Source organism: Candidatus Symbiopectobacterium endolongispinus (genome assembly GCF_018777385.1).
GTDB lineage: Bacteria > Pseudomonadota > Gammaproteobacteria > Enterobacterales > Enterobacteriaceae > Symbiopectobacterium > Symbiopectobacterium endolongispinus.
Genome location: NZ_JAFJYB010000001.1, coordinates 110,003 through 122,668, shown reverse-complemented (window position 1 = coordinate 122,668; position 12,666 = coordinate 110,003). Strand labels below are relative to the sequence as shown.

At 54.5% G+C, this 12,666-nt stretch carries 1 protein-coding gene, 5 pseudogenes and 1 riboswitch; of the genes and pseudogenes, 3 read left to right on the top strand and 3 right to left on the bottom strand.

The genetic code is table 11. The annotated features are described in order from the left end of the window. Positions 1-57 precede the first annotated feature (57 nt). A riboswitch (Lysine riboswitch) is annotated at positions 58-265 on the top strand. A 133-nt stretch (positions 266-398) separates the two neighbouring features. The 3 genes and pseudogenes from lysC (at position 399) to JZM30_RS00560 (ending at position 4,550) form a co-directional block, all read left to right on the top strand. Beyond that, positions 399-1,756 (top strand): annotated as a pseudogene (gene lysC, locus JZM30_RS00570) (lysine-sensitive aspartokinase 3). An 83-nt stretch (positions 1,757-1,839) separates the two neighbouring features. After that, complete coding sequence (gene panS, locus JZM30_RS00565) at positions 1,840-2,751, top strand: ketopantoate/pantoate/pantothenate transporter PanS (protein WP_252317203.1); 912 nt, start codon at positions 1,840-1,842, stop codon at positions 2,749-2,751. 345 nt (positions 2,752-3,096) lie between these two features. Next, positions 3,097-4,550: pseudogene (locus tag JZM30_RS00560) on the top strand (DASS family sodium-coupled anion symporter). A gap of 741 nt (positions 4,551-5,291) precedes the next feature. Here the strand turns inward: JZM30_RS00560 and JZM30_RS00555 are convergent. The 3 pseudogenes from JZM30_RS00555 to metH all read right to left on the bottom strand — a co-directional run bounded on the left by JZM30_RS00555 (position 5,292) and on the right by metH (position 12,438). Continuing rightward, positions 5,292-7,430 (bottom strand): annotated as a pseudogene (locus JZM30_RS00555) (TonB-dependent siderophore receptor). Between the two features lie 148 nt (positions 7,431-7,578). Then, a pseudogene (locus JZM30_RS00550) lies at positions 7,579-8,568 on the bottom strand (helix-turn-helix transcriptional regulator). Positions 8,569-9,110: 542 nt separating this feature from the next. After that, positions 9,111-12,438: pseudogene (gene metH / locus JZM30_RS00545) on the bottom strand (methionine synthase). Between the last annotated feature and the right edge of the window lie 228 nt (positions 12,439-12,666).

The window sequence follows — 12,666 nt, the reverse complement described above, 5'->3', positions numbered from 1 at the left end:
AAGATAACCCGTTATTTGTAAGCGTGAACTTATGCATCCACACCGAAGGCGGTTGCATAAGCCAGAAGAGGAGCGCCGCCCAGGTAATTTATCCGAGGATCCGTAAATCCAGTGACGATAAACCAGGGGGAGCGGTGCCGAGATGATGGGCAATACGGGAATGCCATCATCGACTACAGGGGCTGAATCCTCTGGGTTGTCACCAGCAACGTGCAGGCTATCAATGCAAACTGCACGTTCAGCAAGGTGGAGCGCTTCTGGGTGTACCGTAGTGACGCTTACTTATCTACGCCTGCTCCCTGCTTACCGCTCTTTCCTTGTGTCAAGGCTGATTTTATGGACAGCTGATGTGCGACAACTATCGCCACAGCGCCCCTGACACGAGGTGTTTTTTATTTATGTCTACAACTACTTCTCTGAGAATCGCTAAATTTGGCGGCACCAGCGTGGCTGATTTCGACGCGATGAACCGCAGTGCGGATATTTGCTGGCCGATCCTGCGGTGCGAGTTGTCGTGCTTTCCGCCCCTGCCGGCATCACTAACCTGCTGGTTGCCTTAGCGGAAGGTGTGGCGCAATAACAGCGCGATGTCCATTTGGAAAAAATTCGTCATATCCAATATGCCATCGTCGATCGTCTGAGCCATCCGCAGGTGATCCGTGAAGAGATCGATCGCATGCTGGAAAACGTGGCGCGCCTGTCTGAAGCCGCTGCGCTCGCCACCTCTAACGCCTTGATCGATGAGTTGGTCAGCCACGGCGAATTGATGTCAACGCTGCTGTTCGTTGAGATCCTGCGCGAACGCCACATCAGCGCCGAGAGGTTCGATGTGCGCAAAATCATGCGTACCAACGATCGCTTTGGCCGCGCAGAGCCGGATTGCGACACACTGGGCGCATTGACGCGCAGCCAGTTGCAGCCACGTCTGGCAGAAAGCCTGATCATTACTCAAGGGTTTATCGGCAGTGAAGCCAAAGGCCGCACCACGGCGCCGGGCCGCGGCGGCAGCGATTATACCGCCGCTCTGCTGGGTGAAGCGTTGAACGTCGACCGCATCGATATCTGGACCGATGTCCCCGGGATCTACACCACCGATCCTCGCGTGGTGCCCACGGCGCACCGTATCGACCAGATCACCTTTTAAGAAGCGGCGGAAATGGCGACATTTGGTGCCAAGGTGTTGCACCCTGCTACCCTGTTGCCTGCCGTACGCAGCGATATTCCGGTGTTCCTTGGCTCCAGCAAGGATCCCTATGCTGGCGGCACGCTGGTGTGCAACAAGACAGAAAACCCGCCTCTATTCCGCGCGCTGGCATTGCGCCGTAAACAAACGCTGCTCACCTTGCATAGCCTGAATATGCTGCACGCACGCGGCTTTCTGGCAGAAGTGTTCAGCATCCTGGCGCGCCACAATATTTCGGTGGATCTGATAACCACTTCGGAAGTGAACGTTGCTCTGACGTTGGACACCACTGGCCCCACTTCTGCGGGTGACGGCCTGCTCTCCAGCGCCATGCTGACCGAGCTCTCTTCCCTGTGTCGCGTCGAGGTGGAAGAGAACCTGTCGCTGGTCGCGCTGATCGGCAATCAGCTTTCTCAGGCGTGCGGCTTCGGCAAAGAGGTGTTTGGTGTGCTGGAGCCGTTTAACATTCGCCTGATTTGCTACGGTGCCAGCAGCCATAACCTGTGTTTCCTGGTGCCAGGCAACGACGCAGAGCGTGTGGTGCAGACGCTACACCACAGCTTGTTTGAATAACGCCCTGCCATTGCACCCAAAAAAACCGGCCCCTGGGTCGGTTTTTTTATCTGGACCCTCATAGTGATAAGGATAGATATTTTATGCTCGCCATGTTGACTCGGCTGTTTCCGTTATGGGCCGTTTTGCTCTCTGTTGCCGCCTATGCTTCACCAGACACCTTTACCGGCATCAGCCCTCATATCAGCACGCTGTTGATGCTCATCATGTTCGCCATGGGCGTGACCTTGCATATCGGGGATTTTAAGCGGGTGCTCACGCGCCCGGCCCCGGTTGCCGCCGGGATATTCCTGCACTATCTGGTGATGCCACTCGCCGCCTGGGTGTTGGCGCGCGCGTTTAACATGCCGCCTGACCTCTCGGCAGGCATGGTGCTGGTGGGCAGCGTTGCCAGCGGCACGGCGTCAAACGTGATGATCTACCTGTCTAAAGGCGATGTCGCCCTGTCAGTCACCATTTCGTCCATCTCGACGCTGGTTGGCGTGTTTGCCACGCCGCTGCTGACCCGGCTGTATGTTGATGCCGCCATCAGCGTGGACGTGATGGGCATGTTGCTCAGCATCCTGAAGATCGTGGTGATACCGATCTGCGCAGGTTTGATTGTCCACCACCTGTTCAGCGGCGTGGTAAAACGCATTGAGCCCTATCTGCCAATGCTTTCGATGGTGTTTATTCTGGCAATTATCAGCGCCGTGGTCGCAGGCAGCCAGAGCCATATCGCATCCGTCGATTTTATGGTGATTATTGCCGTCATCCTGCACAACGGTATCGGCCTACTGGGTGGCTATTGGGGCGGCCGACTGTTCGGCTTTGACGAGTCCACCTGCCGCACATTGGCTATCGAAGTCGGCATGCAGAACTCCGGCCTTGCCGCCACGCTGGGCAAGATGTACTTCTCTCTGCCCGGCGCGCTGTTCTCCGTGTGGCACAACCTTTCCGGCTCCCTGCTGGCAGGCTACTGGTCAGGAAAATCGTTGGAAAAAGAGAAGCGGTAACCTGTCTACCCGCGCGCGAAAGCGCGTGGGTGGGTATGTTAAATAAATAGAAAAAATCATTTGCACGCTGGTTAACGATACCCTATTCAGGCATTTCGCGCTTTTTTTACTCGCCCCACACGGCATCTGCCTTTGTCATATTTTGTCACACTTAAAATGTGACGCACTTCACATAATTATTTAACTAACAATATTTATAAAAACCGATTCAAATCAATAAGCGTGTCATTTTCATCCCGCGTTTTATAGCAGTGCGACTATGATCGCTGATAACCCTGTAACCCTTAGGGATTACACTGATTGCAGCTCCTCCTTCAGACACCTATCAAGTTGTAAGGAAAACGGATGAAGACCAAAACGCCGTATGGCCTGAATTGGCTTGCTTTGGCGATTATTCTGCTTATCGCCGCCTTTTTCTGGCACCAGTCCCCACCAACCGGCCTCAGCGCTCCCGCCTGGCATTCAGCAGTGATTTTTGTCGCCACCATCATCTCTATCGTGGCTAACGTGCTTCCCATTGGTGCCATCGGCATCATCAGCATGACGCTGTTTGCGCTGACGGCCGCCGCAGGCGATACCAGCGCCAGCGGCGCTATTCAAACCGCGTTAAGCGATCTGAACAGCTCCCTGATTTGGCTGATCGTCGTGGCATTTATGATCGCACGCGGCTTTATCAAAACCGGACTAGGCCGACGCATCGCATTACATATGATCCGTCTGCTGGGAAAGAGGACGCTGGAGCTGGCCTACGGCTTGGCCTTCGCCGATCTGGTGTTGTCACCCGCCATGCCAAGCAATACGGCACGCTGCGGCGGTGTGATCTACCCAATTGCTGACTCACTGGCGCGCAGTTTCGACTCTAAGCCGGAAGATGCCTCGCGCAGTAAGATAGGGACGTTTCTGGTAGTCTGCATCGGCAACGTCAACGATATTACCGCCGCTCTGTTTATGACCGCCTACACTGGCAACCTGCTGGCAGTAAAACTGGCTGCCAATGCCGGCGTGCACATCACCTGGGGCAGTTGGTTTCTGGCCGCCGTGGTGCCGTGCCTGATCTCCCTGATGATTGTTCCACCGCTGGTGCTGTGGCTGACCAAACCGGAAATCCGCCACACGCCTGATGCACCTAAACTGGCGATCGGTGAACTGGAAAAAATGGGACCGATGGCACGTGGTGAATGGCTGATGGCCTTTACCGTACTGCTGCTGTTGGTACTGTGGATTTTTGGTGACTCGCTGGGCGTAGACGCGACGACAGCGTCCTTTGTGGGCCTCTCCTTTCTGCTATTGAGCGGCGTGCTGCGCTGGGAGGACATCAAAAGCGAAAAAGGGGCCTGGGATACGTTAATCTGGTTTGCCGCACTGCTGATGATGGCCAATCAGCTTAAAAATCTGGGCTTCACTACCCGGTTTGGCGATCTGATTGGCGGCAGCGTCGGTCATTTGATGGCCGGAACCAGTTGGGTTCTGGTATTACTGCTGCTGAACGCCGCCTACTTTTATACCCACTATTTCTTTGCCAGCGGCAATGCGCAGATTGCCGCACTCTATGCCGTATTTCTCAGCGTGGGAATTAATCTCGGTATTCCCCCCGTACCGATGGCGCTAATGCTGGCATTCACCAGCAGCCTGTACTGTTCACTGACGCAGTATACCCATGCTCGCGGCCCGATACTTTCGGCGCAGGTTATGTGCCCACCGCCGTGTGGTGGCGCTCCGGATTCATTATCAGTCTGGTGAATCAGGCGGTATTTATGACCGCGGGATTACTGTGGTGGAAAGTCGTCGGGCTTTATTAGTTGCATTGCCTCCCTGATACATCGTGTGGCAGGGGACATCCCCAGAACAGAGCTATATATCACCGTGTAATATTGAGCCACATTCCTGTTGGCTTAGTTCTCCCCGACTACCCGCTATATCGAATACCACCTCGCCACTGGAATGAATGGTTAAGCCCAGTGCCCCCGCCATCATAATTTCGGTTCCCGGCGGGGTGAGCAGTTCTTGTAGCGGTTTGTGCCCCTCGGCATCTGTTTGGTGAATGCTGATGTTAAGCGAAATGTCCGAGGCGCAATCTATGCCTCCGACAAAAATAACCTTCCCGCCATCAACCAGCTCTGACTTGAGTTTCGGTAACCATCGGCTGACGAGATCAGGTTGACGATCGCTCTCTGACGTTATCCCACAAAACAAATTTCCACCGGTGATGTGCAGCAGTGTGCGCTGTTGATACCACCTTCCATTCCATTTCTACAGCACGGCCAGCGCGCAACAATGGGTCAGTTTGTGAGTGTGTAACACGGACGTTCTATCCGTGGCACATCTCACATTGCCAATTTCAACATCGATGCAGTTTTCCGTCTGCCGATAATAATGGGGCGTATCGTTAATTGAGGTTACGTTCATGGAATTCCGTTTTATTTTCAGTCACTTTGAAAAAGCGGAGTAAAATACCACAACGGTTTGACGAATAAGCGTTATCGTCTTGAGAAAGCACGGAATTAGAAACTCCCCCGACAGACGTCGGGGGAGGAAAGCGATCAGAAAGCGTAAGACAGGCTGCCGACTACGCTGCACTCTGCGCCAAAGTAGCAGTAATCCAGTGAATTACAGGCACCGACATAGCGTTTGTCCGTCAGGTTATTGACGTTCAACTGCGCGCTCAGCCCATTTAAGCCAACCTTGGAGAGGTCATAGCCCACCGCCATATCCACCAGCGTATAAGACGGTAACGTATGAGTGTTAGCGCGATCGCTCACCACGCCGTTCACATAGTGCACACCGCTCCCCAGCGTTAAGCCATCCAATATGCCGCTCGTAACGTAGTAGCTCACCCAAGCACTGAGCTGGTTGTGCGGCGCATACACGGAGCGCTGACCTTGCTCGCTGGCGATACCGCTCTTCTTGTAGCGAATGTCGTTATAGCTGTAAGCCGCCTGAATACTGAGGTTATCAGTAATATGGGTTAACGCTTCCAGTTCTACCCCTTCCGATTCAATCTCACCAATGGCCCGGTAGGGATCGCTCGGCTGGGTTTTCGTCGCCACGTTGGTCTGGTTGATGCGATACAGAGAGACACTGTATTGATCCTGCGTGCCAACGGGTTGATATTTCAACCCGGTTTCCCACTGTTTGCCTTCCATCGGTTTGAGCAGGTCACCGCTGGCATCGGTAAAGTTGGTGGGCGTAAACGCCGTGGAGTAGCTGACGTAAGGTGCAACGCCGCTATCAAACAGGTAAAGCAGCGCCGCACGTTCGCTGAAATGGCCTTGATCCAGTTCGCTACGCGCCTCGGTAGTTTGGTTGGTGCTTGAGATTTTAACCGTGTCATAACGGCCACCCAGCGTCAGACGCCAGCGCTCGAGGGAAATCTGATCCTGCGCGTAGAAGCCGGTTTGTTGCAGCTTGTGCCTTTCACGGGTAGGAGTATACCAGTCGAGCGCACCCGCACCGTACACCGGGTTGAAAGCATTGAGGTTAGGGAAAAGCCCTGTAGGCCAGTTGACGTCATTTTGACGCTGCTGATAATCCATCCCCACCAACACACGGTGATTCAGTACGCCGGTGTCAATGCTGCCATCCAGTTGGTTATCCAGCGCCCACGCTTTGAGTTTTTCACGCGCCCCTTGATAGTAGCGGATCAGCTCATCACTATTCCCCGACCAACCGTAACCATAGACCTGATCCAGATGCACCCGGCTTTGCAAATAACGCACTTTCTGACGCACCTACCAACCGCTGTCAAAATTGTGCTCAATGTTGTAACCGACCATATTCTGGCGACGATCGTATTTCTCGACGTTCTTCTCGCCATCGTAGAAGCCGTTTGAGATATAGCGGCCATTGTGCGGTACCACCGAACCTTCATACGGAACACCAGAGTGGCTGCCCCCTTCCGGATCGCGATGCAGATACGCCATCAGATCCAGACGGGTTTTATCGCTGATGCGCCAGGTCAAACTGGGCATCAAGGCGTAGCGCTCTTCTTTGGTGGTGAACTGCGTATCAGCTTTGCGCACGATCCCGCCGAGGCGAAATGCCACACGGTCGTCATCATCCAGCGGGCCGGTCAGATCAAAGGCGGCTCCTCGCTGTGCATTATTCTCTGCGAACAGTTTGATTTGTCCGCTTTGCTCAAAGGCCGGGCGGCGAGAACTCAGTGCCACGATACCTCCCGGAGAAGCGCGCCCATACAGTACCGAGGCCGGGCCGCGCACCACTTCTATACTTTCAAGGAACCAAGGGTCCACCACCAGCGAGCTGTGCGAATTGGTATCCCCCATAATTTTCAACCCATCGAGGAACACGTTATCCAGACTGCCGTCGGAAAAACCACGCATCACGATGTAATAAAAGCGGTTGGTGCCACCCACCTGATTGTTGTACACACCCGGCGTATAGCCCAACGCCTGACGCACATTGGTTGCGCCCTGCTGTAGCATCTGTTCGCGCGTAACAATGGAAACAGACTGCGGCGTTTCAATATCGGGCGTTGCCAGCTTGGCGGCCCCGCTCTGCACCTGAGAGGTGACAATCAGCGTATCCGGTTTGTTCGTTGCCGCACTGTTCGTTGTCGAATTGTCCGTTGCTGAATTACCGTTATCTTGCGCGAGAACGCTTCCGGCAAACCCGCTTGCCAGATAGCCGACCATCAGCGCCAACTGTGTTTTTCTCAACAGGCCCTTCTCCGCCTCACCTGAACTTGTAAATGCGAATTATTACCGTTTTCATGCGAGAGCAAGCTATGCGCGCTGACGGGTTACGTATGCGCAATGACAAAGGTGCGCGTGACAGGGAACCACGAGTAGAATAAACCAGACTTAAGCGCTATGTACGCCGCTGGAAGAAAGGGACATCGCTGGGAGCGATGCCGTAGTGGCGCCGAAAGGCGGTAGCCAGATTAGTGGCATGTTGATATCCAGACATCCAGGCAGCCTGCTGGACCGGGTGGCCCTGTTCCAGCAAACGGTAGGCCAGCGCCAATCTACTGTTGCGCAGGAAATCAAATACCGAAATCCCGTAGGCGTGCCGGAATTTATTGCGCAGGCTGGTCGGACTCATAGCGGCCTGTTGTGCTAACGCCGTCAGGGTGTAGGGTTTTTCCGGATGCAGTTGTAACTGATCGCGCAACGCATCCAACCGCCGCCGCTCACTGAGTGGCGCGGTTATACGCCCTTGCTGACCTACGGGATCAAGCGTCAGGCCATGACCTAGCAGTTGCAGCATCGCGCCTTCCAGCATCAACTGGCGCGCCAGGCTTTCACTCGAAGGGGATAACGCTTGCTGCAAGCCCGCCAGCAGGTAATCGGGCACTGGCCATACAAAGGCCGCGTTCTCTCAGCATTCCCACTGATGCAGTAACGCAGCGAGCAGCGGGGGGAGTTGCAACTGGCCGGGATGAATACCCAACGTCAAGGTGCGCAACGGATGATCGACCGCGTGACGCACATGCATCACCTCCTGCTCACCAAGTCGGGTACTGAAGGCCATACCCGCACGCACCACAAATTCCCGCTGGTTCACCCGCAGGTTGATACAACCGCCCAGCACCACCAGCGTGTAGAGCGGTGAACCTTGCAGCGAAGTGGACTCATAGGGTTGCATCACGCGCACATCGGAACTGGTCAGGCTGATACCGGACGAGAGAACCATCTCTTCCACATGGCCTTGTACTACCACGCGCTGCGCTTTGCGCCGATCGCGGCTGGAGACCAGTTCAGGGAAGCGGTAGTCGATCCCGTAGCGTTCGCCAAAGGCAAAGAAGTCATCAACGGAAAACTGGCGTTCAGGCAGCGAGGGAGAGTAGGCGTTCATCATCGTCAGAGGTCCACCGTCAGGCCAGCGCGGCTGGGGAAATGGTCGAGGGGGAATACCACAGGCTTTACCTTAACACTTGCAGAAAACCGCTTCAACAAAGATGATAACAATTCTCATTAAATTCTGTAACGTGACTTTCTGTCTTTGCCGTGCGTGCACATGCTCACCACCGCACACAAAACAGCCCCCCCAGCGGGGCGTAATACATAAAGTCATTATCTTCCGCTATCGCAATTCCCAGAACAGGAATCTGATGGGTTCTCAATACGATGATATGAAATAAGATGTATAAACAGCGAACCAATATGCCGCAAAACACCGTCATGAGGTAAAAGGAATCGGTGAGCTTTCTCACCCAAAAATACAAAAGGAATGAGTGAGATAAGGGAAAAAAACGAATAGGCATAATTCATAACGCATCCATCGATACGAATTATATGTGATTCGGGCAAGCAAATAGCTTGCTTGCCGAAACAAAAATATCCCGATTGCACCAGGGTTAACAACAAAAGCAAAACAGCATCCTTGCTTATCGTGCGGGGTTAATCCGCATCATACCCCAGATTGGGGGCCAGCCAGCGTTCGACATCGGCCACTGACATGCCTTTACGCGCGGCATAGTCTTCAACCTGATCGCGCTGAATCTGCGCCACGGCGTAATATTTGCTTTCCGGATGACTGAAATACCAGCCCGAGACCGAGGCCCCGGCCACATGGCATAGGATTCAGTCAACTTCATGCCCGTGTGCTTTTCTACATCAAGCAGTTGCCAGATTTGCGCTTTTTCCGTGTGATCCGGACAGGCGGGATAGCCCGGCGCCGGGCGAATACCCTGATAATTTTCACGAATCAGTTCTTCGTTGCTGAGATTTTCGTTAGCGGCATGGCCCCAATACACCTTACGTACTCGCTCATGCAGGTATTCCGCAAACGCCTCCGCCAGACGATCTGACAGCGCTTTCACCATGATCTTATTGTAATCATCGTGCTGCGCTTCCCAAGCCTTCGCCAGTGCGTCTTCCTCCAACCCCCCGGTGACGGCAAACGCGCCGAGATAGTACGGCTTGCCACAGGTTTTTGGCGCAACAAAATCCGCCAGACAGTAGTTAGGGAAATCCGTTTTTTCCGTTTGCTGACGCAAGTGGTGAGTCACCAGCAGCACCTCATCGCGGCGCTCGTCGGTATACACCTCAACATCATCCCCTACCCGATTAGCGGGGAACAAGCCCACCACGCCGCGCGGATTCAGTGTTCCCTGCTCACTGAGAGTATCAAGCATGGCGTTCGCATCGGCAAACAGGCGCTTGGCCTCTTCACCGACCACATCATCTTCCAGAATGCGCGGATACTTGCCTGCCAACGACCAGGTCATAAAGAACGGCGTCCAGTCGATATAATTGCGCAAAGTTTCAATGTTGGCAGTGACGGCCTGCACACCAACACGGTGCGCTACCGGCGGCGTGTAGTCATCCCAATCAAGCTGATTGTGGTTAGCGCGTGCCGCCGCCAGCGTCACCGGTGGAGTACGCGGTTTCTTGCGCCCGTGCTGAATGCGCACGGTTTCATACTCTTTGCGGGTGCGCGCCACAAACTCATAGCGCTGGTTATCCGACAGCAGCGCCGACACCACGCCGACAGAGCGCGAGGCGTTCTGCACATACACAGTAGCACCACTGTAATTCTGTTCGATCTTCACCGCCGTGTGCGCTTTGGAGGTGGTTGCGCCGCCAATCAGCAGCGGCAGCGTGAAGCCCTGGCGCTCCATCTCTTTCGCCACGTTGACCATTTCATCCAGCGACGGGGTGATCAGCCCGGACAGGCTGATAATATCGACGTTTTCTTCGCGGGCGGTTTTCAGGATTTTCTCGGTCGGCACCATCACGCCAAGATCGATAATCTCGTAGTTGTTGCACTGCAACACCACGCCGACGATGTTTTTGCCGATATCGTGCACGTCGCCTTTCACCGTCGCCAGCAATACCTTGCCTGCGCTGCTGCCTTTGGCCTTGCTCGCCTCAATATAGGGTTGCAGGTAAGCCACCGCCTGCTTCATCACGCGCGCGGATTTCACCACCTGAGGCAGGAACATTTTTCCCACGCCGAACAGGTCCCCCACTACGTTCATCCCATCCATCAGCGGCCCTTCAATCACTTCGATAGGACGATAGGCTTCCTGACGTGCTTCCTCGGTATACAGTTCGATAAATTTGGTAATGCCTTTAACCAACGCGTATTACAGACGCTTTGTCACTGGCCAGCCGCGCCATTCCGCTTGCGTTTTGTTGCTCTCATCATCGGTTTTGCTGCCGCGATAGCGCTCTGCCATCTCCAGCAACCGCTCTGTGCCATCGTCACGGCGGTTGAGCACCACATCCTCTACGGCATCACGCAGTTCGGCGGGCAAATCGTCATAGATGGCTAACTGGCCAGCGTTGACGATCCCCATGTCCATCCCGTTGCGAATCGCGTGATAGAGGAACACGGCGTGAATCGCTTCGCGCACCGGCTCGTTACCGCGAAAGGAGAACGACACGTTCGAGACGCCGCCGGAGATCATCGCGTGCGGCAACTGTTCCTTGATATCCGCGCAGGCTTCTATAAAATCCACGGCATAGTTGTTATGCTCTTCGATACCGGTGGCAACGGCAAAGATATTCGGGTCAAAGATGATGTCTTCCGGTGGGAAGCCAACCTCTTGTGTCAGGATCTGGTAGGCACGGCGACAAATCTCGATTTTGCGCGCACGGGTATCCGCCTGCCCCACTTCATCGAACGCCATCACCACCATGGCAGCACCGTAACGCCGCACCAGACGTGCATGATCGATGAAGACATCGAACCAAATAGAGTTCACGATGCCTTTGCCCTGAATACACTTCAGCCCTTTCTCAATCACCTCCCACTTGGAGGAATCTATCATGATCGGTACACGGGCGATATCTGGCTCACCGGCAATCAGGTTGAGAAAGCGCACCATGGCCGCTTCGGCATCCAACATGCCTTCATCCATGTTGATGTCGATAATCTGTGCACCGCTCTCTACCTGCTGGCGAGCAACATCCAACGCTTAGCCGTATTTTTCTTCTTTGATCAGGCGCTTGAAACGTGCCAAACCGGTTACGTTAGTCCGTTCCCCTACGTTAACGAACAGCGTCGCCGCATCAATGGTCAATGGCTCCAGCCCGGCAAGGCGGCACGCCACCGGGATCTCCGGCAGCGGGAGCGCATGGCGCAGTGAGTTGTAAAACGCTTCCGTGGTTTGCCCTGACAGGGTACGACCAGAGGCATCGGTAATGGTACCAAAGATCATCACTGGCAGTTCAATACCGAGCGCTTTGAATTCGGTTTCTACCGCATACACGGCGGCTTTGGCGTTCAGGGTATCAAAGATGGTTTCGATCATGATGATATCGACGCCCCCTCAACCAACGCGCTGGTTGATTCTCGATAGGCATCGACCAATTGATCGAAACTGATATTACGGTAAGCGGGGTCGTTTACATCCGGAGAAATGGATGCCGTGCGGTTGGTTGGGCCCAATACGCCTGCCACATAGCGCGGCTTGGCCGGGTTTTGCGCCGTCCATTTGTCCGCACTGGCGCAGGCCAGGCGTGCCGCCACCAGGTTAATCTCCGCCGACAGTGAGGCCATGTCGTAATCGGCCATCGCGATCGGCGTGACGTTAAAGGTGTTGGTTTCGATGATATCCGCGCCAGACTCAAAATAGGCATCGTGGATCGCAGCAATAATTGCAGGTTGGGTGATCACCAGCAGGTCATTGTTGCCTTTCAGATCGCTGTGCCAATCGGCAAAGCGTTCACCGCGATAGTCGGCTTCCTGCAACCGGTAGCCTTGGATCATGGTGCCCATACCGCCATCCAGCACCAAAATGCGCTGCGCCAGTTGCTCGCGCAAGGCCGCCACCCGATTCACCGCCGTTACCTGTTTTTGCTCTGACACCCTAACCACACCGAACTTGTTAGTCTTATTCAAATTATGATTGCCTATCGTAACAATCTGCCCGTTCCGCGTCACATGAGAGTTTTTCAGTCTTCCCCCCCCTTTTTTTGCGCCTTTCGCTACTAACCTACCTGAAAC

Coding starts and splice junctions, on each gene's coding strand:
- panS (WP_252317203.1), top strand. CDS start 1,840: ATGCTCGCCATGTTGACTCGGCTGTTTCCGTTATGGGCCGTTTTGCTC.